Raw genomic sequence first — 25,023 nt, 5'->3', positions numbered from 1 at the left:
CCATCGTTTCAGCCCGACTTGCCGGCGCGGGCAACCGTCAGCCATTTGAGCAGGGTTTCGAACAACATATCCGGGTCGACCGGCTTGCTGACATGTTCGTTCATGCCGGCTGCTAGGCAACGCTGACGATCTTCCTCGAAAGCGTTGGCGGTCATCGCCAGGATCGGCGTGCGGCCATGGCCGGGTAGCGCACGGATGGCGAGGGTGGCTTCGATGCCGTTCATCTTCGGCATCTGCATGTCCATCAGGATCAGCGTGTAGGCGGTCGCGCCGGCCAGAGCAACGGCTTCTTCGCCGTCTTCGGCGAGGTCAACCTGCAGTCCGACATCCTCGAGCAGGCCGCGCGAGACTTCCTGGGTGATCGGCTCGTCTTCGGCGAGCAGGATGCGGGTGCCGGCGAAACGGCTTTTCAGCAATTCGGCCGCGGCGCCGGGGGTGATGCTGGCGGAGCGGGGCAGCCGGGCGGCGGACTTGTCCAGCCTGAGGGTGAACCAGAAGGTGGTGCCGATACCGGGTTCGCTGCGGATGCCGATTTCGCCGCCCATCAGTTCGACCAGATGCTTGCTGATCGCCAGTCCGAGACCGGTGCCGCCGTACTTGCGACTCATCGAGTTGTCGGCCTGTTCGAAGGCGCAGAACAGGCGCTGCTGGTCTTCCCGGGAAATGCCGATGCCGGTGTCCTCGATCTCGAAGTGCAGTTCGACCGAGGCATCATCCGCCGCCAGTTGCCTGGCGCGCAGCGAAACGCTGCCGGTGCTGGTGAACTTGATTGCATTGGTGGTCAGATTGAGCAGCACCTGGCCGAGGCGCAGCGGATCACCGCGCAGCGTCATGGCGGGTAGTCCCGGCTGGGCATCGATGCGCAACTGCAGGCCTTTTTCGGCGGCGCGCTGGCCGAGCATGCTGTTGAGGTTTTCGAGGATTTCGCCCAGCCGGAAATCGGTCTGCTCGAGCGTCAGTTTTTCCGCCTCGATCTTCGAGATGTCGAGGATGTCGTTGATCACCGCCAGCAGGTGCCGGGACGCTTGTTCGATCTTCTGCAACTGGTCGCGCAGCACCGGTTCCTTCGACTGGCGCAGGGCCAGCCCGGTCATGCCCATGATGGCATTCATCGGGGTGCGCAGTTCATGGCTCATGTTGGCAAGGAAGGTGCTTTTTGCCCGGCTGGCGCCTTCGGCATTGTCCTTGGCCTCCGACAGCGCGGCCGTGCGTTCGGCGACGAGCTTTTCCAGATGTTCGCTGTGCTCGGCCAGCGCCAGTTCGGCCCGCTTGCGTGCGGTGATTTCGATGTGCGTGCCGGCCATCCACAAGGGTTTGCCGTCGGTGCTGCGTTCGACCACCTTGCCGCGATCGAGGATCCAGATCCACTCGCCGTTCTTGTGGCGCATCCGGGCTTCGCATTCGTAGGAATCGCATTCGCCACTGAAATGGCGCTCAAGGGCCATGTCCGAACGTTCGATATCGTCGGGGTGGGCGTATTGCTGCCAGGTTTCGATGCTGACCGGGGACAACTCGGCCAGCGTATACCCGATGATGCCGGCCCAGCGCTCATTGAAACGAGCCTCGCCGGTCTGCACGTTCCATTCCCAGGTGCCGACATCGGTGCCCCAGAGAATATTCGCCAGGCGCTGGCGGTCTGCCAGATGCTCGCGCTCGATGCGGCGGCGCTGGCGTACATCCAGCAGCAGCGCCAGGGCAATCAGCGAGACAATGACGAAGGCCCCGGCCAGCACGGCGATGATCAGGCGGCTGCGGTGTTGAATATGGGCGGTCTGCAGGTCGACCATTTCTTCCAGACGTTGCTGGTAATGCCAGAGGTCCTGGGCAGCGTTACGTCCCGGGGTGATGTCGGTGATGACGGAAAACAGCAGGCGCTGGTCACCGAAATTGAACGGACGTGAATGGACCTCGACGGTGCGGACGCTGTTGTCGGCCAGCCGGTGACGGAAAATGAAATAGTTGCGGCCTTCCGATTCAGCCAGTTGGCGTTCGGCTGCGACCTGTTCCGGCGTGAACGTGTTGATCTCCTGGATCGTCATCGTGCGCAGGGTTTCCGCCGGGTAGCCGTAGAAGCGGCCGGCTGCCGGATTGGCATCGACGATCCGGCCGGAAGCCGGTTCGATCAGCAGCATGACGCTGCCGTGCTGGCTGAATATCTCGCCGAAATCGGGCGTTTGTGCCGGCGCCTGCGCCTGTGCGGTCGGCATCAGGGCCGCCAGCAGCGCCAGCATCTGCATCAATTTCTTCACCCAGGCTCCTGATGGTTCATAATCGTTTGATTTGACTGGCGTCATTGCCGGGGCGGTGTGCGGAAGTTCGCAGGATGTCGCTGTCGGGCATGAGTCGTCTTTAATTCGGATATTACTTTAGTAATAGTCTCGGTAGGGGTTATTTCGGCACCTTCCTTGCGCCGGTCGTGTGCGCCGGTGGCGGTTATAATTGCAAGCTTTTAGCAATTACCGGAATCCCGTGAGCCAGCTCGACCAAGAAATTTCCCGCCGTCGCACTTTTGCGATCATTTCCCACCCCGACGCCGGTAAAACGACGCTGACCGAAAAACTGCTGTGGTTCGGCGGCGCCATCCAGGTCGCCGGCGAAGTCCGCGCGCGCAAGGCTTCGCGCCACGCGACCTCGGATTGGATGGAGCTGGAAAAGCAGCGCGGCATCTCGGTGACCTCGTCGGTGATGCAGTTTCCGTACCGCGAGTGCATGATCAACCTGCTCGACACGCCGGGCCACGAGGACTTCTCGGAAGATACCTACCGCACGCTGACGGCCGTCGACTCGGCGACCATGGTCATCGACTCGGTCAACGGCGTCGAAGCGCAGACGATCAAGTTGCTGAACGTCTGCCGCATGCGCGACACACCGATCCTGACCTTCATCAACAAGCTCGACCGCGAAGGCAAGGAGCCGATCGACCTGCTCGACGAAATCGAGTCGGTGCTCGGCATCCAGTGCGCGCCGATGACCTGGCCGATCGGCATGGGCAAGCGTTTCCGCGGCGTCTATCACCTCTACGACGACGCCATCGCCTTCTTCGATCCGCAGGCCGAGAAGGGCACGGCCGAGATCATCCAGGGCCTCGATAATCCGCGCCTTGATGAACTGATCGGCACCCAGGCTGACGAATTGCGCATGGATATCGAACTGGTCCGCGGTGCGTCGCATGCCTTTGACGCCGAAGCTTATCTGGCTGGCAAGCAATCGCCGGTGTTCTTCGGTTCTGCGGTCAACAACTTCGGCGTGCAAAGTCTGCTCGACGCGGTCGTCGACCTGTCGCCGCCGCCGATTGCCCGGCCGGCGGTCAGCCGCCAGGTAGCGCCAGGCGAAGGCAAATTCTCCGGCTTCGTGTTCAAGATCCAGGCCAACATGGACCCCAAGCACCGTGACCGGATCGCCTTCCTGCGCGTCTGTTCCGGCCGCTTCGACCGGGGCATGAAGGTCAAGCAGGTCGCTACCGGCAAGACGCTGTCGATCAACAACGCCATCACTTTCATGGCGCGCGATCGCTCGACCACTGACGAAGCCTGGCCAGGCGACATCATCGGTATTCCCAACCACGGCTCGATCCGTCTCGGCGAAACCTTCACCGAGGGCGAGGACCTGCGCTTTACCGGTATCCCGTCCTTCGCGCCCGAACATTTCCGTCTGGCGCGAATTGCAAACCCTTTGAAGATCAAGCAATTGCAGAAAGGTCTTCAACAACTTGCTGAAGAAGGGGCGACGCAGCTTTTCCGCCCGTTGTCGGGCACCGACCTGATCCTTGGTGCCGTCGGCACGCTGCAGTTCGACGTTGTCGCCAGCCGCCTGGAAAACGAATATGGCGTCCAGGTCATCTTCGAAAGCTACAACTGTTCGACGGCGCGCTGGATCCACGGCGACGCCGGCGAGCTCAAGCAATTGTCCGAACGCTACAGCGCCAACGTCGCCCTCGACGGGGCCGACGACCCGGTCTACCTGGCACCGAACAATGTCTACCTGAACATGGTCAAGGAGAAATATCCCAACCTGCGCTTCCTCGAAGCGCGCGAGGTGATCTGACGATGAGCGTGCGTGTCCAGCAGGCGGATTTTGACGTTGGCGCCGAGTTGACCGCACTACGCGGCAGCGACACCCGGGTCGGCGCGCTGGCCAGCTTCCTCGGCCTGGTGCGCGATCTCAACGACGGCGCCAGCGTCGCCGAAATGACGCTGGAGCACTACCCGGGCATGACCGAGAAAGCGCTCGAAGAAATCGTCGCCGAGGCGAAGGGGCGCTGGGACATCTACGACGCGCTGGTGATCCACCGTGTCGGGCCGCTCAAGCCTTGCGATCAGATCGTGCTGGTGGCCGTGACCAGCGCGCATCGCGGCGAAGCCTTCGCCGCCTGCGAGTTCATCATGGACTACCTGAAGACGAAGGCGCCGTTCTGGAAGAAGGAAGTGACGCCGGACGGCGGCCGCTGGGTCGATGCCCGGGAAACCGACGATACGGCGGCGGCGCGCTGGCAGGAGTGAAGCGCAGCAGGTCATGAGCTGGAAATGAACAAGGGGCGCCATGGCGCCCCTTGTGATTTCTGGCAGACCGGAAAATCAGGTCTTGAAGCGGGCCACCGCTTCGTGCAGTTCGCCGGACAGCGAGTGCAGGCGGCGCGCTGCATCGGCGGTATGGCGTACGGCGATGGCGCTTTCCTCGGACATCTGGGCAATGGTTTCCAGCTTCTGCGCGATGTCGTTGCTGGCCATGCTCTGTTCGGTAATCGAATCGGAAATGCCGTTGACCACGAAAGTCACGCGCTGGGCGCCATCGCGGATGCGGTTGATCGAATCACCGGCCTGATTGGCCAGTTGCACGCCGCTGCCGACCTTGGCGACACCGGCCTGCATGCTGCTGACTGCGCTGCGTGTGCCGTTCTGGATCTTGCTGACCATGTCGGCGATTTCCTTCGTCGACAGACTGGTCCGTTCGGCCAGCTTGCGCACTTCGTCGGCAACCACGGCAAAGCCACGTCCCTGTTCACCGGCGCGTGCTGCTTCGATAGCGGCGTTGAGTGCAAGCAGGTTGGTCTGGTCGGCAATTTCGCGGATGGTATTGACGATGGAGGTGATCTGGTCGGACTGGCGACCGAGGTCTTCGACGATTTCGGAAGACGACTGGACCGCTTCGGAAATCTTGCGCATTTCGGTGGCGGCGCTGTGGATGACCGCTGCGCCTTCCTCGGAGATGACGCTGGATTCCTGGGAAATGCCATGGGCTTCGTCGGCGTTTTCCTTGACCTGGTCGATACTGACGGCCATTTCCTCGACCGATGCAGCCATTGACGATGCTGCGTCGCTCTGCTGGCGGGCACGGTCGGCAACTTCTTCGGAGGCTGTGAGCAACTGGTCGGCGGCACTGGCGACATGCTCGGCATTGCTGATGATGGTGGTGATCATCGTACGCAGTGTTTCCTGCATCGCGCGGATGTCGGCGAGCAGGTTTTCACCCGGTGGGCAATCGACTGGCGTGGACAGGTCGCCGGCAGCGATGCGACGGGTGATGACCGATGCCGCGGCCGGGTCACCGCCCAGCGTGCGGATGATGCTGCGCGATACCATGAGCAGCGAAATGGCGATGAAGCCGCAGATACCGATACCCCATAGCAGCAGTTTGATGGCGTCCTCGCGGAACTTGGCATCGACGTCGTCAATGTAGATGCCCGAGCCGATGACCCAGCCCCAGGGCTGGAAGCCCGTGACAAAGGATATTTTCGGAACGGGGGCATCAGCGCCTGGTTTGGGCCACAGGTAGTCGACGAAACCCGAGCCTTTGCTCTTGACGACACTGTTGAATTCCTGGAACAGGAACTTGCCGTTGGCATCCTTCAGCTGGTCGAGCTTCTTGCCGTCCAGTTCCGGCTTGATCGGGTGCATGACCATCAGGTCGTTGAGGTCGTTGATCCAGAAATACTCGATCTTGTCGTAGCGCATGTCGCGGATGGCTTCCATCGCCAGTTTCCGGGCTTCTTCTTCGCTGATCTTGCCGGCCTTTGCTTGCGCTTCGAAGTGTGCTGCCGTGTGGAGGGCAACCTCGACCAGATTACGCACCTTGTTCTGTCTGTCCTCCATCATCCGCTGCTTGCCGTCGATGAGCAGGACGGTAAACAGGATGATCAACGCGCCGATGGTGGCAATTGTCATGGCGGTCAATTTGCCGCGCAGTGTCATTGCTGATCCACTCATTTTTTTGCTTCCCCTTGTTTTCGCTTGTGATGTTGCTTTGTAACAGTTTGCCAAGCTTACCCGCAAATTACCCCTGCGCAATAGGGGAGACTCCCGACGACAAGAGTTTGCCCTTGAAATTTCGGAATGTGACCGCATTTTCCGAACATCAGATCATTCCCGACGGGAGCTTCGCATGCGTATCGACAAATTCACCACCAAATTCCAGGAAGCACTGGCTGACGCACAGAGCCTGGCCAATGGCAACGACCAGCAGTTCATCGAACCACAGCATCTGCTGCTGGCGCTGCTGCAGCAGGATGAAGGCGGCACGTCCTCGCTGCTGGGGCGTGCCGGCGTCAATGTACCCGGCCTCAAGCGCGATCTTGAACAGGCGCTGACCCGGCTGCCCAAGGTTGAGGGCCACGGTGGCGACGTTTCGATCGGTCGCGACCTGGGCAACCTGCTCAACCTGACCGACAAGGAAGCGCAGAAGCGCGGCGATCAGTTCATCGCCAGCGAAATGTTCCTGCTTGCGCTCTGTGAAGACAAGAACGAAACCGGCCGCATTGCCAAACAGCATGGCCTTTCCCGCAAATCCATCGAGGCTGCGATCATGGCCGTGCGCGGCGGGCAGGGCGTCGATTCCCAGGAAGCCGAAGGCCAGCGCGAATCGCTGAAGAAATACTGCATCGACCTGACCGAACGCGCTGCCCAGGGCAAGCTCGACCCGGTGATCGGTCGTGACGATGAAATCCGCCGCGCCATCCAGATCCTGCAACGGCGGACCAAGAACAACCCGGTGCTGATCGGCGAACCGGGCGTCGGCAAGACTGCCATCGTCGAAGGCCTGGCCCAGCGCATCGTCAATGACGAAGTGCCGGAAACGCTCAAGGGCAAGAAGGTGCTGGTCCTCGACATGGCTGGCCTGCTCGCCGGTGCCAAGTATCGCGGCGAGTTCGAGGAAAGGCTGAAGTCGGTGTTGAAGGAAGTGTCGCAGGAAGCCGGCCGGATCATCCTGTTCATCGACGAACTGCACACCATGGTCGGCGCCGGCAAGGCGGAGGGTGCCATGGACGCCGGCAACATGCTGAAGCCGGCGCTGGCGCGCGGCGAACTGCATTGCATCGGCGCCACCACGCTCAACGAGTACCGCAAGTACATCGAAAAGGATGCTGCGCTCGAGCGTCGTTTCCAGAAAGTGCTGGTCGACGAGCCGTCGGTCGAATCGACCATCGCCATCCTGCGCGGCCTGCAGGAAAAGTACGAACTGCACCACGGTGTCGACATCACCGACCCGGCCATCGTCGCCGCGGCGGAGTTGAGCCATCGTTACATCACTGACCGTTTCCTGCCCGACAAGGCGATCGACCTGATCGACGAAGCGGCGGCGCGGATCAAGATGGAAATCGATTCCAAGCCGGAAGTGATGGACAAGCTTGATCGTCGCATCATCCAGCTGAAGATCGAGCGCGAGGCGGTGAAGAAGGAGAAGGACGAAGGGTCGAAGAAACGCTTCGGCCTGATCGAGGAAGAAATCGCCAAGCTGACCAAGGAATACTCCGATCTGGAGGAAATCTGGAAGGCCGAGAAGTCGGCCGTTCTCGGTTCGGCGCAGATCAAGGAAGAGATCGACCATCTTAAGGCCGACATCGTCCGCCTGCAGCGCGAAGGCAAGTTGGGCGAAGTGGCCGAACTGCAATACGGCAAGCTGCCGCAACTCGAAGCGCAACTGAAGGCTGCCGAAGTGGCCGGCGAGAGCGGTGGGCAGAAGAACAAGCTGCTGCGCACCCAGGTCGGCGCCGAGGAAATCGCCGAGGTTGTCTCACGGGCAACCGGCATCCCGGTCAGCAAGATGATGCAAGGCGAGCGTGAAAAATTGCTGCACATGGAAGAGCGCCTGCACAAGCGCGTCGTCGGCCAGGACGAAGCCGTGCGTCTGGTTGGCGATGCCATCCGCCGCTCGCGTGCCGGCTTGTCGGACCCGAACCGGCCGTACGGTTCCTTCCTCTTCCTCGGCCCGACCGGCGTCGGCAAGACGGAGCTGTGCAAGGCACTGGCCGAATTCATGTTCGATGCCGAGGATCACCTGATCCGCATCGACATGAGCGAGTTCATGGAAAAGCACTCGGTTGCCCGCCTGATCGGCGCGCCGCCGGGCTATGTCGGTTACGAGGAAGGCGGCTACCTGACCGAGGCGGTTCGCCGCAAGCCGTACTCGGTGATCCTGCTCGACGAGGTCGAGAAGGCGCATCCGGATGTCTTCAACGTGCTGCTGCAGGTGCTCGACGACGGCCGCATGACGGATGGTCAGGGGCGCACGGTCGATTTCAAGAACACCGTGATCGTCATGACCTCCAACCTCGGCAGCCAGATGATCCAGCAGATGTCGGGCGACGATTACGGCGTGATCAAGATGGCGGTCATGGCGGAAGTGAAAAACTACTTCCGGCCGGAATTCATCAACCGCATCGACGAAGTCGTCGTCTTCCATGCGCTCGACGAAAAGCACATCGCCGGCATCGCGAAGATCCAGCTCGGCTACCTGGAAAAGCGGCTGGCCCAGCTCGACATGGCCATCGTTGTCGACGACAGTGCACTGGCTGAACTGGCGCAGGCCGGTTTCGACCCGGTGTTCGGCGCGCGGCCGCTGAAGCGGGCGATCCAGCAGCAGATCGAGAATCCGCTGGCGAAGGCGATCCTGGAAGGGAAGTTCGTTGCCAAGGATACGATTCGTGTCAGCTGCGACCCGGCGACCGGCGGGATCATGCGCTTTGCCAAGGGCTGAAACGGATCAGTAAATGACAAGGGCGGGTCGTCAGACCCGCCCTTTGTTCAGCAGTTGCCCTTCTTGGCCTGGCCCGGCGGGCAGAAACCCGGACCCTGGTGCGGTACGCCCTGCGGTCGCCCGGTATAGTATTTCTCGCCGCGTGGGCCGTGGTGCTTCTTCCAGTACACCGGTTCGCGCCATTCCTGGCCGTCCCAGTAGTAGCCGCGGTCGTTGCGGCTGCCGAAAGTGACAGTGACGCCACCGGTCTGGACGCGGAGTGAGCCGACGTCGACACGCACGTCGCTGGCACCGGCGAACAGCGGGGTAGCTGCGATCAATGCAGCCAGCAGGATTTTTTTCATGATTTGCTCTCTCGTTGATGTGGACCGTACGATGGATAACGGCCAAGCAGCGAAAAGGGTAACAGAAGGATTGTAAGCAAATGAAAGTTGCGCTGGAGAATTGGCGGCAGGCCCGTCACGCGGAACTGTCCGGGCCGGACAGCTGGCTTGGTCTGGTCGGCCTGTTCTGGCTGGAGCCTGGCAGCAACCGGGTCGGCAGCGGCGACGATTGTCCGGTGCGGCTGCCGACCGGTCCGGCCTGGCTGGGCGAGCTCGACTGGCAGGCCGGGCGTCTGCTTTGGCGGGCGGCCGATGGCAGCGAACGTGAATTGCAGACCGATCGTGAAGGGAAGCCTTCCACGGTCGACCATGAAAATCTGTCATTTTTCGTCGTCGACCGCGATAGCCGGTTCGCCGTCCGGCTGCGTGATCGCGACTGGGCCAGCCGCCGGCCTTTTGTCGGTCTTGCCTGTTTTCCGGAAGATCCGGCCTGGATTATCACGGCTGACTGGTTGCCGCTCGAACCACCGCTGATGATGGAAGTGCCCAACGTCAGCGGCGAACTGAAGCCGGTCAGCGTTGCCTTCCGGGCGGTTTTTGCGGTCGACGGGCAAAATGTCGAACTTTTGCCGATGTCGGTTGGCGAGCGCGAGGTCTTCTTCGTCTTCCGCGACCGCACGAGCGGCAAGGAAACGTATGGCGCCGGTCGCTTCCTGAAGGCGAATCCTGCGGTCGACGGCCGGATCACGCTCGATTTCAACCGCGCCTTCAATCCGCCCTGCGCCTTCACGCCGTTCGCCACCTGTCCGTTGCCGCCGCCGGAAAACTGGCTGCCGTTCGCCGTCCCGGCAGGCGAGAAACGCTGGCAGGGCGATCACTGAGGTGTTGCTGCCGTCAAACGCAATATGCTAATATAAGCGTCTAGTTATATTTAGTGCGGAGTTTTTTCATGCTGCGTTTCGACATTGCACCGGTCTGTTCCAATGCCTACCGTTTCCATGCGGCGATGAGCTTTGCCATCGCCGCACTCTACCTGTTCACGCCATACCAGTGGGTGTCGATCCTGCTTGCTTTCGGCGGCTTGATGCGCGGTTTCGTCTCGCCGCACAAGTGCATGTCGTACAAGCTGTTTGCCGGTGTCACGCAGAAACTCGGCATGCCGAAGATGCAGAACGCCGGTTCCAAGATGTTTGCCGACAAGATTGCCGGCATCGCCGGTACAGCGATGTTCGTGACCTGGCTGGCAGGTTCCGATATTGGCGTGATTCCGGCCACGGCCATCCTGATTTTCGCCTTCATCGACCTGGTGACCGGTTTCTGTGCCGCCTGCTGGGCCTACGGTGCGTATTACAAGTTCAAGCAGGCTTGAGTTTTCCGGCCAGTCCGAAAAAGCGCGGTGTTCCGCGCTTTTTTTTCGTCTGCATTTCAGGTGACGTGATTGCCCACGGCCCACACCGCGGCTTCGACACGCGAGCGGAACTTCAGCTTTTTCAGCAGGTTGCGGATGTGCACCTTGACCGTGCTTTCCATGATGTCGAGTTCGCGGGCGATCAGCTTGTTCGACATGCCGGCGGCCAGGCACTTGAGGATCGCCGTTTCGCGCTCGGTCAGGCTGGCCTGACTGCGTTGCTCGACGACGCTTTCCTCGCGCAGTGCGGTCGCCAGCAGGCTGGTCAGTTCCGGGCTGATGGCGTTGCGCCCGTGCATTGCGCTGTCGATCAGCTTGAGGATGTCGTCGGGGTCGTTGTCCTTCAGGATGTAGCCGTCGGAGCCGGCGCGGATCGCCGCGATCAGGTCTTCCGGCGCATCGGAGACGGTGATCAGGATGATGCGTGCGTCGATCTCCAGGTCACGCATCGTGCGCAGCGTTTCCAGACCGTTCATGCCTTTCATGTTGAGGTCGAGCAGGATCAGGTCCGGGTCGTGCAGTTTGGCCATCTCGATCCCTTCCTGGCCACTGGCCGCTTCGCCGATGACGATGAAGTTCGGGGAGAGGGCGAGCAACTGGCAGACGCCGCGGCGGAACAGCGGGTGGTCGTCAATGATCAGTACGCGGGTCTTGTCGGGCATGTCGGTGGCCTCAGTGTTCGGTTTGCCGGTATTTCTGCGGCAGGAAATTCAGGTTGATGGTCGTGCCGGCACCGGGTGCGGTATCCACGCTCAATTCGCCTTCGAGGATATGGGCGCGGTCGCGCATGATGCTGGTGCCGAAATGGTTTTCCGGAATCTCGGCGGGGTTGAAGCCCTTGCCGTTGTCGCTGATGCGGATGCACACGCTGTGTTCGGCATCGACCGAGATATTCACGGCGGCCTGTGTCGCGCCGGCGTGGCGTTCGATATTCGACAGCGCCTCGCGAATGATGCGGATCACGTGCATTTCCTCGTTGCCGGAAAGCACGATGCCAGACAGCGTGTTGTGCAGTTCGACCGGGAAAGCCAGCTTGGTCGAGAATTCGGCGATGGTTTCTTCCAGCGCGACGCCGAAGCCGCGTTCGTCGATGCGCAGGCGGAAGGTGGTGATCAATTCGCGCAGTTCGCGGTAGGCCGAACTCAGGCCGTCCTTCAGTTCCTCGGCGATGGTCCGGGCATCGCAACCCTGATCGATGCATTTTTCCAGACGGGTCACCTGGATGCGCAGATAGCTCAGCGACTGCGCGATCGAGTCGTGCAGTTCGCGGGCGATGACCGAACGTTCCTCAAGTACCGCCAGCCGGTGTTTTTCCTCGGTCCGCCGCATGTTGATCAGGGCGTTCGAGACATGATGGCCGACCGTCTCGATCAGGCGGGCAGTGTCCGCCGGCAAGGGATCGCGCGAACGCAGCATGATCGGTAGCGTGCCCTGCAGGCCGCCGGCCTCGCCGATCGGCACCACCACGACGTTGCTGGATTCGGCCTGTTGACTCAGCGTTTCCGAGGTGCGGGCAAAACACTGCCCGCAATCCTGTTGACCGCACCATTTGCTTACTTCGTCCGGGGTCAGGTCGCCAACCACCGGGTGTGCCGGCAGATGACCGTTGTCGCTGATGCAGATCATGCTGTGGCCGAGTTCCAGCGAGCTTTCGACTTCGCGCAGGATGCCCTGCAACTGTTCCAGCGTCAGGTCGCTCGCCGACAGTTTCTGGCTGACCTTGTACAGCAGTTCCAGCGACTCATTGGTCCGCGTCAGTTCGCGCGTCTTCTCGTCGACCTTTTCTTCGAGGTTGCCGTACATGCTGGCAATCTCGGCCACCATGGTGTTGAAGGCACGTCCCAGTTGTCCGAGCTCATCGCCGCTGACGTGACGGACGCGTACCGAAAACGAGCCGCGCGAGACTGTCTTCGCCGCCTTGAGCAACTGCGCCAGGGGTTGTACCAGTTGCCGGCGCAACATCCAGCTGGTCACCAGACTGACCAGAAGGATCAGCGTCAGCAGCGCGAATTGTGTTGCCCGCAGCCAGCGCACCTTGTGTTCGAGATCCTCCTCGATCAATTGCACGACGTAATCGATCTGCTGGACGAAGCCGGGGATGTCCTGTGCCATCTGGATCAACGCATCGCCATTGCCTTCGGCGGCAGCGCGCGCAATCGGGCGGATATGTTCGGTCCAGCGCAAGGTGACCACGTTGATGGCCTGTTTCGACGGTGAATCGCCCGCGGTCTTGCTCTGAACGTGGCGGTCCAGGCCATGCAGGCGGCGCTCGAACTGCTCGATGGTGTCGAGCGCCTGGGCCCGCTTGTCCGGTTGCTGGACCTCGCTCAGGCTGCGAAAGCTCATCATGCGCAGCGATCCCGAGACATTGATCGCACTCGCCTGGCCGCTGATGTTCTCGGCAATCACCGTCGATGTGACGATCGAAGCGAAAGAGAGCAGGGCCAGGATGCCCATCGCCAGACCGAGGCGTACCAGGACCGAATCGTGCAGCGCCTGCGAGATCGAAACGACGAAACGCTTCATGGCGTGTATTGGGGATTACCCCTTTTGAACAGCGGGGTATTCGGTTGCCCGGGGCTGAGTGCAATGGTTTTTTTCATGAGCTTGATTTTACGGGAAAAACTGATGTTTCTTTGGTCTGCTGTCCTACCTATTTAGGTGTAGATGGCGACTGTTTCCGGGCTTTTCGACCACTGTCGCACCCCCGTTTCGCCACGTAGTATGCATCGCAGAACAACTTTTCGAGCAATCAACGTGACGCTTTCCCGCCGTGCTTTCCTGGGTGTCGCCCGATCGGGCCGGGGAGATGCCATGCGCCCGCCCTGGGCGTTGCCGGAAGCCCTGTTTATCGATGCCTGCACACGTTGCGGCGAATGCCTCACTGCCTGCCCGACCGGTCTGCTGGTCAAGGGCGACGGCGGATTCCCCGAAGCCGACTTCACCGTCGGCCGGGCGCCGGAAGGTTGCACTTTCTGCGGCGATTGCCGCCAGTCCTGCAAGCCGCTGGCGCTGCGCGAACAGCCGGGGCAGTCGCCCTGGTCCTTGCGCGCCTTCTTCTCGGTGGATTGTCTGACCGACCACAACGTGGTCTGCCGGACCTGCGGCGAGCTGTGCGACGTCGGCGCCATCCATTTTCCCCCGACGGTCGGCGGTGTTGCCCGGCCACAGCTCGACAGCGCAGCCTGTACCGGTTGCGGTGCCTGTCTGGCCGATTGTCCGACGCGTGCCATCCGCATCGCGCCGCCGAATTTTCCTTCCCTAGCCCTTCGAGGTGCCGCATGAAGATCGTCAGTCTCGTCCTGAAATACCTGCCCGAGCACACCCGTGATGTCCAGCTTGGCGTCGAGGCCGTGCCGGGCGCTTCCGTGGCCCACGATCAGGGCGACGGACGGATGCTTGTCCTGATCGAAGACGGCGAGGGCTATGCCGTATCCGATTCCATCATTCAGGTCCATCACGTGCCCCATGTCATGTCGGTGACCCTGGCTTACGAATACTGCGACGACGCGCTTGAACCCGAGGAGGCTTGACCATGACCATGAATCGCCGTGATTTCCTGAAAACCCAGGCTGTTGCTGCCGCTGCAGCGACCGCCGGGATTCCCCTGACTGCCCAGGCCGCGAATCCGGCCGGCTCATCGACCGATGTCCGCTGGGACAAGGCCGCCTGCCGCTTCTGTGGCACCGGCTGTTCGGTGCTGGTCGGCGTCCAGAAAGGCCGCATCGTCGCCACCCAGGGTGACCCGGATGCACCGGTCAACCGTGGCCTGAACTGCATCAAGGGCTATTTCCTGTCGAAGATCCAGTATGGCGAGGATCGCCTGACCAAGCCGCTGCTGCGGATGAAGAACGGCAAGTACGACAAGAACGGCGACTTCCAGCCGATTACCTGGACCCAGGCTTTCGACATCATGGAAGCCAAGTGGAAGGAAGCGCTGGCCGCCGACATGAAGGCCAATGCCGGCAAGCCGGTCAATGAAATGACTTCGTCGATCGGCATGTTCGGCTCCGGCCAATGGACGATCTGGGAAGGCTACGCTGCCGTCAAGTTGTGGAAGGCCGGTTTCCGTTCCAACAACCTCGATCCCAATGCCCGCCATTGCATGGCCTCGGCCGTTGCCGGCTTCATGCGTACCTTCGGTATCGACGAGCCGATGGGCTGCTACGACGACATCGAGAACGCCGATGCCTTCGTGTTGTGGGGCTCGAACATGGCCGAGATGCACCCGATCCTGTGGTCGCGCATCACTGACCGCCGGCTGACGCATGCCAGCGCCGAAGTTCACGTGCTGTCCACCTTCGAGCATCGCAGCTACGAGCTGGCCGACAACCCGATGATCTTCTCGCCGCAGACCGATCTGGCGATCCTCAACTACATTTGCAACTACATCATCCAGAGCGGCAAGGTCAATCAGGACTTCGTCAAGAAGCACGTCAATTTCAAGATGGGCGAGACCGATATCGGTTATGGCCTGCGCCCGGCGCATGCGCTGGAAAAGGATGCCAAGTCGAACGGTTATCCCGGCGCCGACGGCAAGCCGAAGGGCGATACCGGTGCTGCCAAGCCGATCAGCTTCGACGAATTCGCCAAGTTCGTTTCCGAATACACGCTGGAAAAGACCGCCAAGCTGTCCGGCGTGCCGGCCGACCGCCTGAAGCGGATGGCCGAGCTGTATGCCGACCCGAAGAAGAAGGTCGTCAGCTTCTGGACCATGGGTTTCAACCAGCACACCCGCGGTACCTGGGTGAACAACATGATCTACAACGTGCACCTCTTGACCGGCAAGATTTCGACGCCGGGCAGCGGTCCGTTCTCGCTGACCGGCCAGCCGTCAGCCTGTGGCACCGCACGTGAAGTCGGTACCTTTGCCCACCGCCTGCCGGCCGACATGGTCGTCATGAACCCGGCCCACCGCAAGCTGACCGAGGATATCTGGCAACTGCCGGAAGGCACGCTGAACGCCAAGATCGGTTTCCACGCCGTGCTGCAGAGCCGCATGCTGAAGGACGGCAAGCTCAAGTGCTACTGGACGACGACCACCAACAACATGCAGGCCGGTCCGAACATCAACGACGAGATCTACCCGGGCTGGCGCAATCCGGCCGCCTTCGTCGTCGTCTCCGACGCCTATCCGACCGTCTCGGCGATGGCTGCCGACCTGGTGCTGCCGTCGGCGATGTGGACCGAGAAGGAAGGTGCCTTCGGCAATGCCGAGCGCCGTACCCAGTTCTGGCGTCAGCAGGTGTCGGCACCGGGTGAGGCCAAGTCTGACCTGTGGCAGTACATCGAGTTCTCCAAGCGCTTCAAGGTCGAGGATGTCTGGCCGGCCGAGCTGATCGCCAAGAAGCCGCAGTACAAGGGCAAGACGCTGTTCGATGTCCTCTACAAGAATGGTGCGGTCAACAAGTTCCCGCTGGCCGATCTGGAAAAGACCAACGGTCACGCGATCAAGGGCTATACCAACGACGAATCGAAGGAACTCGGCTTCTACCTGCAGAAGGGCTTGTTCGAGGAATACGCCGCGTTCGGTCGCGGTCATGGTCACGATCTGGCACCGTTCGACACCTACCACAAGGCCCGTGGCCTGCGCTGGCCGGTGGTCGATGGCAAGGAAACGCTGTGGCGCTTCCGCGAAGGCTACGATCCGTACGTCAAGGCTGGCGAGGACTTCAGCTTCTACGGTCACAAGGACAAGAAGGCCGTGATCTTCGCGCTGCCGTACCAGCAGCCGCCGGAAATGCCGGACAAGGAATTCGACCTGTGGATGTCCACCGGCCGCGTGCTTGAACACTGGCACACCGGTTCGATGACCCGTCGCGTCCCGGAACTGCATCGCTCGGTGCCGGAAGCCGTGGTCTTCATGCACCCGGAAGATGCCAAGAAGCGCGGCATCCAGCGTGGCATGAAGGTCAAGGTGGCATCGAAGCGCGGCGAGATCCAGTTGCGCGTCGAAACCAAGGGTCGCAACAAGCCGCCGATCGGCCTGGTGTTCATTCCCTTCTTCGATGAAGGCAAGCTGGTCAACAAGCTGATCCTCGACGCGACTTGCCCGATTTCCAAGGAAACGGACTTCAAGAAGTGTCCGGTGAAGATCACCCGCGCCTGACCGTCCATCGAGCCTGAATCGTGAGCACGAATCCCACCGCCAAGCCTGAAAGGAATCCCGACGTGTCGCCCGCATCTGCGGCACGCCGGAAGTTCCTCAACGGCATCGCTGCCGCAGCCGGCGGCGGGGCGCTGCTCACCTTCGGTTCTTTGCTGGCGGTACGGCCGGCTGCGGCCAACCCGGCGCAGGCCCTGCGTCCGCCCGGGGCGCTGGCCGAAGACGAGTTCCTGTCGGCCTGTGTGCGCTGCGGTCTGTGCGTGCGTGACTGTCCTTACGATACGTTGGTACTGGCCCCCGTTGGCAGCGATGTCGCCGGTGGCACGCCATATTTCCGGGCGCGCAGCATTCCCTGCGAGATGTGCGACGACATTCCCTGCGTCAAGGCCTGCCCGACCGGCGCGCTGAATCCGAAGCTGACCGACATTCACGACGCACGGATGGGGCTGGCGGTGCTTTCCGACCAGGAAACCTGCCTGAATTTCCTCGGCCTGCGTTGCGATGTCTGTTATCGGGTCTGCCCGGTGATCGACAAGGCGATCACGCTGGAAACCCTGCACAACCCGCGCTCCGACCGGCATGCGTTGCTGCTGCCGACGGTTCATTCCAGCCATTGCACCGGCTGCGGCAAGTGCGAGGCCGCCTGCGTGCTGCCGGAAGCGGCAATCAAGGTGATGCCGGTGAAGCTCGCCAAGGGCGCCTTGCCGGACCATTACCGCAAGGGTTGGGAAGAAAAGCAGAAACACGGTGGTTCGCTGATCGGCGATCAGCTTGAAATGCCGGTACGCGGACTGGAAGGCAAGGCCCACGGCGACGTTCGCGTCGATACGCCGCCGGCCGGCCTGGATTCCGGGTGGAAACCATGAGCGCAAAACGCAGCATCAGTCGTCCGGGCAGCGATGCGATCCGCGACAAGGGCTGGCTGGCCGCCAACCGTTACCTGGTTTTACGCCGGATTTCGCAGTTGACCGTACTACTGCTGTTCATGACCGGCCCCTGGTTCGGCCTGTGGATCGCCAAGGGCAACCTGGCCTCGTCGCTGACGCTGGACATCCTGCCGCTGACCGATCCCTACCTGTTCGTCCAGAGTCTGGCAGCCGGTTTCATGCCGGCATCCTCGGCGCTGATCGGGGCGGCCATCGTCATCGCGTTCTACGCGCTGTTCGGCGGGCGCATCTATTGCGCCTGGGTCTGCCCGGTCAATGTCGTCACCGACGTCGCCGCCTGGTTGCGCCGCCGGCTCGGCCTGAAGTCGGGCCGGGCGCCGGACGGCAATACCCGCTACTGGGTGCTGGCCGGTTCGCTGCTCGCAGCGGCGGTCACCGGCACCGTGGTCTGGGAGTGGGTCAATCCGGTGACCATCCTGCAACGCAGTCTGATCTTCGGACTGTCCGGCAGTCTGGTCGTGATCTTTGCCATCTTTTCCTACGACGTACTGGTCGCCTCGCGCGGCTGGTGCGGTCACCTCTGTCCGATGGGCGCCTTCTACGGCCTGCTCGGGCAGAAATCGCTGATTCGCATCACCGCCGACCAGCGCGGCCGCTGCGACGACTGCATGGACTGTTTTGCCGTCTGCCCGGAACCGCAGGTCATCCGGCCGGCGTTGAAGAAGGCCGGGCAGGAAAGTCCGCTCATCCTCGATCGCGACTGCACCAACTGCGGCCGCTGCATCGATGTCTGCAACAAACACGTTTTCCACTTTACTCATCGGTTCGATCAAAGGAGCGATTCATGAAAAACAAGAGCCGCCTGTTCACTGCTGCTTTGGCCGCGGCACTTATGGCTACCACGCTGTCCTGGGCCCCCGTCCATGCTTCCGAGGGAGGTCTCAAATCCCTGCGCGGCGCAGCCATTCAGGCCCCGGAGACCGAGTCGGCCGACCCCTTCAAGACGATGAAGGACAGTGCGCCGATCGAGCGCGACTACGTCCAGCAGCCGCCGCTGATTCCGCACAAGGTGGAGGGTTACAACGTCACCATGAAGTACAACAAGTGCATGGATTGCCATTCCTGGACGCGTTACAAGGAAACCGGCGCGACCAAGGTGTCGCTGACCCACTTCAAGACGCGTGACGGTCAGGAACTGTCGAACATCTCGCCGCGTCGCTACTTCTGCCAGCAGTGCCACGTGCCGCAGGTCGATGCCAAGCCGCTGGTGGCCAACAAGTTCAAGCCGGCCGAAGGCATTCGCTGAAGACGGCTGACGGAGAAGAATCATGGAAAACAACAAACCGGCGGGGTTGACCGCAAGAGTCAGGGCCTGGGTGGCGGGTATCGGGGTGCTGACGGTACTCGGGCTGTTCGTGGCCGGCATCGTCTTCTGGGGCGGCTTCAACACCGCGATGGAAATGACCAACCGGGAAGAGTTCTGCATCTCGTGCCACGAGATGAAGGACAACGTGTACGCGGAATACCAGAGCACCATCCATTACGCGAACCGTTCCGGCGTCCGCGCCACCTGTCCGGATTGTCACGTGCCCAAGGAATGGGTGCCGAAGATCATCCGCAAGGTCCAGGCGAGCAAGGAAGTCTGGGGCAAGATCACCGGCATCGTCGATACGCCGGAAAAGTTCGAGGCACATCGTCTGGAAATGGCGACCCGCGAATGGAGCCGGATGAAGGCCAACAACTCGCAGGAATGCCGCAATTGCCACAATTTCGAGTATTTCGACTATGGCATGCAGGGCCGGCGCGGTGCCAACACGCACCAGCAGGCCTTCAACGAAGGCAAGACCTGTATCGACTGCCACAAGGGCATCGCCCACAAGCTGCCGGAAGTCGACCAGTCGATCAGCGAAATCAACGCTGATGGCGCTGCCCCGCAGGTCTTCCATCCGCCTGCCGGCAAGTAAGCCTTTCCATCACTCCTCGGACCGCCAGGTAATGCAGATTGCCTGGCGGTTCTGCTTTTGGGCGGTGAAATTTCCCGGTTTATTTTGCTGTTGGCCGGCGATTGGCGACACAGATCAAGGAATTCCCCAGTCAGGGTACGGAAAATGGTGCCCGGAACCTGAGCAGTGACCTTGTTAGCAAGCAATATTCTGGGAGACCACACATGAAACAGCCGTTGAAGACATTCACCTCCACCCTGGTGGCCGGCATCGCCGCTGCCATGCTCTCCGGTGGCGCCCTGGCGCTTGACGTCGATGCCGCCAAGGACCTGATGAAGCAGAACAAGTGCACGCAGTGCCACGGCATGGCGAAGGATAAGGATGGCCCCGGCTTCAACAAGGTGGCCGCCAAGTACAAGGGCAAGGCCGACGGTGAGGATAAACTGGTCACGCACCTGTCGACTGGTCCGACGGTCAAGCTTTCCGACGGCACTGAAGAACAGCACAAGGTCGTCAAGACATCCCCGGCCAAGGATGTGGCCCAGATCAAGAACCTGGTGCAGTACATCCTGACGCTGTAAGCCGCGTCGCCCCGCCGGGCGGGGCGCTCACGATGCCTGGGGGGCAATGATGAACAATGAAGGAAAAAGCGGCTTGCGTCGCTGCTGGAGCGTACTCGTCAGACCGAGCGTGCGCTATTCGCTGCTGACCTTGCTGTCGGTCGGTTTCGTTTCCGGGATCCTGTTCTGGGGTGGTTTCAACACCGGGATGGAAGCGACCAACACGATGACTTTCTGTATCGGTTGTCACGAGATGCGCGACAACGTTTACAAGGAATACAAGGAAACCATCCACTACAGCAACCGCACCGGCGTCCAGGCGGTCTGCTCCGACTGTCACGTGCCGAAGGACTGGAGCCACAAGATCATTCGCAAGATCCAGGCGAGCAAGGAAGTCTGGGGCAAGATCACCGGCGTCATCGACACCCGGGAAAAATTCGAGGGCCATCGGATGGAAATGGCGACCCGCGAATGGGCGCGGATGAAGGCCAGTGACTCCCGCGAGTGCAGGAACTGCCACAGCTTCGAGGCGATGAGCGAGGAGTTGCAGCGTAAGACGCCGTACAAGAAGCACATGGCAGCCAAGGCCGATGGCAAGACCTGCATCGATTGCCACAAGGGAATCGCCCACCAGTTGCCGAAAGAATACGAAGAGCCCGAAGACGAGGAATGAAACCAGGTGGGGCCCGGTTGAATAAAACCGCGGCCCTGTCATGGGTATTGAAGCCTGCCTGTAGTAAGATTGCCGCGCCCGAAACCGATCATACGGTTTTGGAGCAAAAAACAATAAACAAGGCGCCGGCATGGCGCCGCATCGCGGGTGAGGGTAGGCATGTTCTGGAACAACAAGGAAAGGCTTGGTGCGCTTGAACGCGCACTGAGCGAAGGCGCACGTCGTGAAGAGGTGCTGGCAGTAGAAGTTGCGGCATTGCAGCAGGCACTGGCCGCACAGGCTGAAGAGCGGCAGCAGAAAGAAATGGAGTGCGACAATCTGCGCGCCATCCTGAGTAACCTGGCTTTGTTCAGCCAGTCGCTCGGTAGTTCGCAAGCCAGTCTGGGCAATATGGCCAACCTGCTGAAGGACGAAAAACAGCAGGCAGTCGAGGCGGCCCAGGTATCGGCCAGCAGCGGTCAGACGACCACCGAGATTGCCGCCAACCTGCACCGGCTGGCTGAAGGCTCGGCCAGGGCCGCCCGCGATGTTGATGCACTGGCGCATCAGGCGACCGAAATCGGTGCCATCGTCCAGTTGATTCACGAGATCGCCGACCAGACCAATCTGCTGGCGCTTAACGCCGCCATCGAGGCCGCGCGGGCCGGCGAGGCGGGGCGCGGCTTTGCCGTCGTCGCCGACGAGGTGCGCAAGCTGGCCGAGCGCACGGCCAAGGCGACCCAGGAGATCGACGGCCTGGTTACGAGTATTCGCGACGACTCCTCGCAAGCCCGGGAAGCGATGGAGTCCCTGGCGCAGATGGCGAACGAACACAGCGAGCGCGGCAAGCACGCCACCGAAGACATGAACCGGCTGATCGAGCTCTCGCGCAAGATGGAAGGCGTCATCGCCGGCAGTTCGCTGAAGAGCTTCGTCGAAGTCGCCAAGGTGGACCACCTGGTGTTCAAGTTCCGCATCTATCTCGGCCTGTTCGGCCTGGAGCAGGTGAATCCCGACCAGGTCGCCTCGCATACCGGCTGCCGTCTGGGCAAGTGGTACTACGAGGGCGAGGGGCGTGAATGCTTCAGTAAGCTCGACGGCTATCGCGAAATCGAAGCGCCGCACGTCGACGTGCACCGCTTCGGCATCGAAGCGTTGCGGGCCCGTCTGGCCGGCGACAGCACGCTGATGCTGAAGCATGTCGAGGCGATGGAACAATCCAGTTTCCGCGTACTCGACAACCTGCAGCGCATGGCCGAGGTCGCCGACAGGGACCCGGCGGTGCTGTGCATCAGCCACTGAAAAAAAACCCGGCCGAAGCCGGGTTTTTTCATGGTTTGAAGAAACTTTCCAATTGCTTGAACACCGCGTGCCCGGCGTGATGCCGGCGCACCGCGGCCACATCCTCCAGCTTTTCGACCTGCCGGATCATCTGCGGCAGGCGCTGGTCTTCGATGAGCAGCAGCCAGATGCGGCTGGCCTTGCCGTCGCCGACCGGCAGGCAAAGGATGCCCTCGACGTTGTAGGCACGGCGCGAGAACAGGCCGACGACATGCGACATCACGCCAGGATGGTTGGCGACGTCGATTTCCAGCACGGCCCGGGCAAGGGCGTTGTTTTCGTTGCGGTTGATGGCGTTCATGTTCAGGCTCCGATCATGTCGCGGTTGGCGGCGCCGGGTGGCACCATGGGATAGACCTTCTGTCCGGCATCGATGCCGGCGTGGATCAGGCACGGACCGGGGCGGGCGAAGGCCTCGGCGAGCGCAGCGCAGGGATTTGCCGCCTGGTCGAGGTCGACCGCAGCAATGCCGAGCGCACGGGCGACGCCGACGAAATCGGGCATCGCCTGGAACTCCGAGGCAAACAGCCGCTCCCCGTAAAACAGCGTCTGCTGCTGGTGCACCAGGCCGAGCACGGCATTGTTCATCAGCACGATCTTCAGGTTCACCCGCTGTTCGGCGGCGGTGACCAGCTCCTGGATGTTCATCAGGATCGAACCGTCACCGGTGAAGCAGACGACGGTGCGCTGCGGTTCGGCCAGGGCGGCGCCGATCGCCGCCGGCACGCCGAAGCCCATCGTCCCGAGGCCGCCGGAAGTCAGCCACTGGCGCGGCCGGCGCAGCGGATAGGCCTGCGCCACCCACATCTGGTGCTGGCCGACATCGGTGGCGATGATCGCGTCGCGGTCCAGGCAGGCGGCAATGCTGCGGATCAGGCCGAAATGCGAGCGCGGATCGTCGACATCGGGCAGCGGTTGCGGATGCGCTGCCTTCAGCGCATTGATGCGGTCAACCCAGGTTTTGCGCGGATTTTCCGGCACCAGCGGCAGCAGCCGGCCGAGCGCCTCGGCGACATCGGCAACGATGCCGACGTGGGCGGTCTTGATCTTGTCCAGTTCGGCCGGGTCGATGTCGATGTGGACGATCCGCGCCTGCGGACAGAAGGCGGCAACCTTGCCGGTGGCACGATCGTCGAAGCGGGCGCCGACGGCGATCAGCAGGTCGCACTCGTCGAGCGCCAGGTTCGTATAGGGTGCGCCGTGCATGCCGAGCATGCCGATCGACAGCGGATGGTCGACCGGCATCGCGCCTAGCGCCATCAGCGTCATCACCGTCGGCAAATTTGCCTTTTCGGCGAGGTCGACCGCAAGATTCGACGCGCCGGCATGGATGACGCCGCCGCCAAGATAAAGGATCGGCCGTTTGGCTGCGCCGATCAGCGAGGCCGCTTCGGCCAGCGCCATGCCGTCGGCCGGCGCCGGCATGATGCGGCGGCCCGGCTCTGGCCAGGCGTCGACGTCGATGGCGCGGCTCTGCACGTCCTTCGGGATGTCGATCAGCACCGGCCCGGGACGTCCGGAAGCGGCAATTTCAAAGGCGCGCGGGATGACTTCGAGCAGTTCCTCGGTCGAGGAAACGAGGAAGTTGTGCTTGGTGATCGGGATCGTCAGGCCGTAGGTGTCGACTTCCTGGAAGGCATCGGTGCCGATCATCGATTTCGGCACCTGGCCGGTGATCGCCACCAGTGGGATCGAATCGAGCTTGGCATCGGCGATGGCGGTCAGCAGGTTGGTCGCGCCGGGGCCGGAGGAGGCCATGCAGACGGCGACTTCGCCAGAGGCGCGGGCCATCCCCTGGGCGATGAAACCAGCGCCCTGTTCGTGGCGGGCGAGGACATGGCGGATTGCGGTCGACTGCCCGAGCGCATCATAAATCGGCAGGATGGCGCCGCCCGGATAGCCGGTGACCAGCGTGATGCCCTGGCGTTCGAGCAGGCGCACGGTGATCTGTGCGCCGCTCAGGGTTTCGGTGGGGATTTCGTTCATCTGGAGCTCCTTGGGGTTCTGGCGATTCCGGGAGGTCCAAACAAAAACCCCGCCGGTTGCGCCGGCGGGGTTTGGGGGAAACTGTCTGCTGCTTCTGCTTACCCGGTCCGCGACGGCGCGTGCGTAACGACGCCTACCTTAATTACGCGTACGACGACCAGCAGCGAAACTGCGCGGGCAGCAACGGAGCGGAAATTGTCGAAGGCGTTCATGCGGTTTCTCGGGTACAGTGAAAAATCAGCGAAGCGCAACTATCGCCGAAGTCGTTTGAAAAAACAACAACGGGATGCATAGGGTTATTTCCGGTCAGCAGGTTTTTGCCGTCCGGCAGGCGGCGATCGATTGCGTCGCCGGAACGGCCGGGCCACTGGCCCGCAGCCAGCCCATGATGCCGGCGCGCACGTTGTACACCTTGCTGTAGCCGGCCTGCTGCGACAGGAACTGGCTGACTGCCTTGGTCCGGTTGCCGGTGCGGCAGATGACGATGACCGGCTGCCCGGGGCCAGCAACCGGTTTCACCTTGGCCAGCCAGCCGGCAGGATCGGCACGGCCGCGTTCGTCGAAGAAGGTGAACAGGTGGCTGTCGGCGACGATGCCGGTCTGCTCCCACTCGGACTGCAGGCGGATATCGATGACCGGTACGCCCTCCTGGATCAGGCGGGCGAGTTCGCGGTTGTCGATGTCGATCACTTCGGCGCGGGCGAACAGGCAAAAGAAGGCTATGCTGGAGGCAATGAGAAATTGGCGCATGATGCTTGGCAAATCCGGTATCGAATGAAAATCAGTGACTGATTATATAGCTTGTCGCAAGGCAGGATTGCCTTGACCTTGATGTTAAAAAAATACA

Annotated in this window: 23 protein-coding genes; 15 read left to right on the top strand and 8 right to left on the bottom strand. The window is 61.7% G+C overall.

The window, feature by feature from the left end:
• Positions 1–8: 8 nt before the first annotated feature.
• Complete coding sequence (locus BJN45_RS08525; RefSeq protein WP_170873053.1) at positions 9–2,249, bottom strand: hybrid sensor histidine kinase/response regulator; 2,241 nt, start codon at positions 2,247–2,249, stop codon at positions 9–11.
• A gap of 220 nt (positions 2,250–2,469) precedes the next feature.
• Here BJN45_RS08525 and BJN45_RS08520 point away from each other — a divergent pair, with 220 nt between their 5' ends.
• Positions 2,470–4,044, top strand: coding sequence for a peptide chain release factor 3 (locus BJN45_RS08520; RefSeq protein WP_076093978.1), 1,575 nt, complete (start codon positions 2,470–2,472; stop codon positions 4,042–4,044).
• A gap of 2 nt (positions 4,045–4,046) precedes the next feature.
• Positions 4,047–4,499 carry a molybdopterin synthase catalytic subunit MoaE gene (gene moaE / locus BJN45_RS08515; protein ID WP_076093975.1) on the top strand — a complete coding sequence of 151 codons (453 nt, stop codon included), beginning with the start codon at positions 4,047–4,049 and terminating at the stop codon, positions 4,497–4,499.
• Positions 4,500–4,574: 75 nt separating this feature from the next.
• Here the strand turns inward: moaE and BJN45_RS08510 are convergent, their stop codons facing one another.
• On the bottom strand, positions 4,575–6,203 hold the full coding sequence (locus tag BJN45_RS08510) for a methyl-accepting chemotaxis protein (protein ID WP_076093973.1): 1,629 nt from the start codon (positions 6,201–6,203) through the stop codon (positions 4,575–4,577).
• Between the two features lie 175 nt (positions 6,204–6,378).
• Here BJN45_RS08510 and clpB point away from each other — a divergent pair, with 175 nt between their 5' ends.
• Positions 6,379–8,970, top strand: coding sequence for an ATP-dependent chaperone ClpB (clpB, locus tag BJN45_RS08505; protein WP_076093971.1), 2,592 nt, complete (start codon positions 6,379–6,381; stop codon positions 8,968–8,970).
• A 47-nt stretch (positions 8,971–9,017) separates the two neighbouring features.
• Here clpB and BJN45_RS08500 read toward each other — a convergent pair whose 3' ends face one another.
• Positions 9,018–9,314 carry a DUF2502 domain-containing protein gene (locus tag BJN45_RS08500; RefSeq protein WP_076093968.1) on the bottom strand — a complete coding sequence of 99 codons (297 nt, stop codon included), beginning with the start codon at positions 9,312–9,314 and terminating at the stop codon, positions 9,018–9,020.
• Positions 9,315–9,394: 80 nt separating this feature from the next.
• Here BJN45_RS08500 and BJN45_RS08495 point away from each other — a divergent pair, with 80 nt between their 5' ends.
• Positions 9,395–10,174 (top strand): DUF1684 domain-containing protein, encoded by a 780-nt coding sequence (locus BJN45_RS08495; RefSeq protein WP_076093966.1) that lies wholly within the window; start codon positions 9,395–9,397, stop codon positions 10,172–10,174.
• Between the two features lie 68 nt (positions 10,175–10,242).
• On the top strand, positions 10,243–10,662 hold the full coding sequence (locus BJN45_RS08490) for a DUF4395 family protein (protein ID WP_076093964.1): 420 nt from the start codon (positions 10,243–10,245) through the stop codon (positions 10,660–10,662).
• A gap of 56 nt (positions 10,663–10,718) precedes the next feature.
• Here the strand turns inward: BJN45_RS08490 and narL are convergent, their stop codons facing one another.
• Positions 10,719–11,363 carry a two-component system response regulator NarL gene (narL, locus tag BJN45_RS08485; protein ID WP_076093962.1) on the bottom strand — a complete coding sequence of 215 codons (645 nt, stop codon included), beginning with the start codon at positions 11,361–11,363 and terminating at the stop codon, positions 10,719–10,721.
• 10 nt (positions 11,364–11,373) lie between these two features.
• Positions 11,374–13,227, bottom strand: coding sequence for a HAMP domain-containing protein (locus BJN45_RS08480; RefSeq protein ID WP_076093959.1), 1,854 nt, complete (start codon positions 13,225–13,227; stop codon positions 11,374–11,376).
• A 288-nt stretch (positions 13,228–13,515) separates the two neighbouring features.
• Between BJN45_RS08480 and napF the strand changes: the two genes are divergently transcribed.
• From napF to BJN45_RS18155, 10 genes are all read left to right on the top strand, one after another.
• Positions 13,516–13,986: a ferredoxin-type protein NapF gene (gene napF, locus BJN45_RS08475; protein WP_076093957.1), complete on the top strand. Its 471-nt coding sequence runs from the start codon at positions 13,516–13,518 to the stop codon at positions 13,984–13,986.
• Positions 13,983–14,234, top strand: coding sequence for a chaperone NapD (locus tag BJN45_RS08470; RefSeq protein WP_076093954.1), 252 nt, complete (start codon positions 13,983–13,985; stop codon positions 14,232–14,234). Before napF ends, BJN45_RS08470 begins: the two co-directional genes overlap by 4 nt.
• A gap of 2 nt (positions 14,235–14,236) precedes the next feature.
• Positions 14,237–16,810: a nitrate reductase catalytic subunit NapA gene (gene napA / locus BJN45_RS08465; RefSeq protein ID WP_076093951.1), complete on the top strand. Its 2,574-nt coding sequence runs from the start codon at positions 14,237–14,239 to the stop codon at positions 16,808–16,810.
• Positions 16,811–16,872: 62 nt separating this feature from the next.
• Complete coding sequence (napG, locus tag BJN45_RS08460; protein WP_088179052.1) at positions 16,873–17,673, top strand: ferredoxin-type protein NapG; 801 nt, start codon at positions 16,873–16,875, stop codon at positions 17,671–17,673.
• Positions 17,670–18,542 carry a quinol dehydrogenase ferredoxin subunit NapH gene (gene napH, locus BJN45_RS08455; RefSeq protein ID WP_076093946.1) on the top strand — a complete coding sequence of 291 codons (873 nt, stop codon included), beginning with the start codon at positions 17,670–17,672 and terminating at the stop codon, positions 18,540–18,542. Before napG ends, napH begins: the two co-directional genes overlap by 4 nt.
• Entirely contained in the window at positions 18,539–19,000 is a 462-nt protein-coding gene (locus BJN45_RS08450; RefSeq protein ID WP_076093944.1) for a nitrate reductase cytochrome c-type subunit, read from the top strand. The genes napH and BJN45_RS08450 overlap by 4 nt, the downstream gene beginning before the upstream one ends.
• A gap of 22 nt (positions 19,001–19,022) precedes the next feature.
• The gene (locus tag BJN45_RS08445; protein ID WP_076093942.1) at positions 19,023–19,658 is read left to right on the top strand and encodes a NapC/NirT family cytochrome c; all 636 of its coding nucleotides are present in this window, start codon (positions 19,023–19,025) and stop codon (positions 19,656–19,658) included.
• A gap of 203 nt (positions 19,659–19,861) precedes the next feature.
• Positions 19,862–20,218 carry a c-type cytochrome gene (locus BJN45_RS08440; protein ID WP_076093939.1) on the top strand — a complete coding sequence of 119 codons (357 nt, stop codon included), beginning with the start codon at positions 19,862–19,864 and terminating at the stop codon, positions 20,216–20,218.
• Between the two features lie 49 nt (positions 20,219–20,267).
• Complete coding sequence (locus tag BJN45_RS08435) at positions 20,268–20,870, top strand: NapC/NirT family cytochrome c (protein ID WP_088179056.1); 603 nt, start codon at positions 20,268–20,270, stop codon at positions 20,868–20,870.
• Between the two features lie 159 nt (positions 20,871–21,029).
• Complete coding sequence (locus tag BJN45_RS18155) at positions 21,030–22,151, top strand: methyl-accepting chemotaxis protein (protein WP_076093935.1); 1,122 nt, start codon at positions 21,030–21,032, stop codon at positions 22,149–22,151.
• A 28-nt stretch (positions 22,152–22,179) separates the two neighbouring features.
• Here BJN45_RS18155 and ilvN read toward each other — a convergent pair whose 3' ends face one another.
• From ilvN to BJN45_RS08415, 3 genes are all read right to left on the bottom strand, one after another.
• The gene (gene ilvN / locus BJN45_RS08425; protein ID WP_076093932.1) at positions 22,180–22,491 is read right to left on the bottom strand and encodes an acetolactate synthase small subunit; all 312 of its coding nucleotides are present in this window, start codon (positions 22,489–22,491) and stop codon (positions 22,180–22,182) included.
• A 2-nt stretch (positions 22,492–22,493) separates the two neighbouring features.
• On the bottom strand, positions 22,494–24,176 hold the full coding sequence (ilvB, locus tag BJN45_RS08420; protein WP_076093930.1) for an acetolactate synthase large subunit: 1,683 nt from the start codon (positions 24,174–24,176) through the stop codon (positions 22,494–22,496).
• A 306-nt stretch (positions 24,177–24,482) separates the two neighbouring features.
• On the bottom strand, positions 24,483–24,926 hold the full coding sequence (locus BJN45_RS08415) for a rhodanese-like domain-containing protein (protein ID WP_076093927.1): 444 nt from the start codon (positions 24,924–24,926) through the stop codon (positions 24,483–24,485).
• Positions 24,927–25,023 lie beyond the last annotated feature (97 nt).

Origin of the sequence: Azonexus hydrophilus, from assembly GCF_001956855.1 — a bacterium.
GTDB lineage: Bacteria > Pseudomonadota > Gammaproteobacteria > Burkholderiales > Rhodocyclaceae > Azonexus > Azonexus hydrophilus_A.
Note: the sequence above shows the minus strand (reverse complement) of the source record. Positions and strands in the feature narration are given on the sequence as shown.

Excerpts from the sequence above, each read along its gene's own strand:
- moaE (WP_076093975.1), top strand. The coding sequence starts at position 4,047 with ATGAGCGTGCGTGTCCAGCAGGCGGATTTTGACGTTGGCGCCGAGTTG.
- BJN45_RS08510 (WP_076093973.1), bottom strand. The coding sequence starts at position 6,203 with ATGAGTGGATCAGCAATGACACTGCGCGGCAAATTGACCGCCATGACA.
- clpB (WP_076093971.1), top strand. The coding sequence starts at position 6,379 with ATGCGTATCGACAAATTCACCACCAAATTCCAGGAAGCACTGGCTGAC.
- BJN45_RS08500 (WP_076093968.1), bottom strand. The coding sequence starts at position 9,314 with ATGAAAAAAATCCTGCTGGCTGCATTGATCGCAGCTACCCCGCTGTTC.
- BJN45_RS08495 (WP_076093966.1), top strand. The coding sequence starts at position 9,395 with ATGAAAGTTGCGCTGGAGAATTGGCGGCAGGCCCGTCACGCGGAACTG.
- BJN45_RS08490 (WP_076093964.1), top strand. The coding sequence starts at position 10,243 with ATGCTGCGTTTCGACATTGCACCGGTCTGTTCCAATGCCTACCGTTTC.
- narL (WP_076093962.1), bottom strand. The coding sequence starts at position 11,363 with ATGCCCGACAAGACCCGCGTACTGATCATTGACGACCACCCGCTGTTC.
- BJN45_RS08480 (WP_076093959.1), bottom strand. The coding sequence starts at position 13,227 with ATGAAGCGTTTCGTCGTTTCGATCTCGCAGGCGCTGCACGATTCGGTC.
- napF (WP_076093957.1), top strand. The coding sequence starts at position 13,516 with ATGCGCCCGCCCTGGGCGTTGCCGGAAGCCCTGTTTATCGATGCCTGC.
- BJN45_RS08470 (WP_076093954.1), top strand. The coding sequence starts at position 13,983 with ATGAAGATCGTCAGTCTCGTCCTGAAATACCTGCCCGAGCACACCCGT.
- napA (WP_076093951.1), top strand. The coding sequence starts at position 14,237 with ATGACCATGAATCGCCGTGATTTCCTGAAAACCCAGGCTGTTGCTGCC.
- napH (WP_076093946.1), top strand. The coding sequence starts at position 17,670 with ATGAGCGCAAAACGCAGCATCAGTCGTCCGGGCAGCGATGCGATCCGC.
- BJN45_RS08450 (WP_076093944.1), top strand. The coding sequence starts at position 18,539 with ATGAAAAACAAGAGCCGCCTGTTCACTGCTGCTTTGGCCGCGGCACTT.
- BJN45_RS08445 (WP_076093942.1), top strand. The coding sequence starts at position 19,023 with ATGGAAAACAACAAACCGGCGGGGTTGACCGCAAGAGTCAGGGCCTGG.
- BJN45_RS08440 (WP_076093939.1), top strand. The coding sequence starts at position 19,862 with ATGAAACAGCCGTTGAAGACATTCACCTCCACCCTGGTGGCCGGCATC.
- BJN45_RS08435 (WP_088179056.1), top strand. The coding sequence starts at position 20,268 with ATGAACAATGAAGGAAAAAGCGGCTTGCGTCGCTGCTGGAGCGTACTC.
- BJN45_RS18155 (WP_076093935.1), top strand. The coding sequence starts at position 21,030 with ATGTTCTGGAACAACAAGGAAAGGCTTGGTGCGCTTGAACGCGCACTG.
- ilvN (WP_076093932.1), bottom strand. The coding sequence starts at position 22,491 with ATGAACGCCATCAACCGCAACGAAAACAACGCCCTTGCCCGGGCCGTG.
- ilvB (WP_076093930.1), bottom strand. The coding sequence starts at position 24,176 with ATGAACGAAATCCCCACCGAAACCCTGAGCGGCGCACAGATCACCGTG.
- BJN45_RS08415 (WP_076093927.1), bottom strand. The coding sequence starts at position 24,926 with ATGCGCCAATTTCTCATTGCCTCCAGCATAGCCTTCTTTTGCCTGTTC.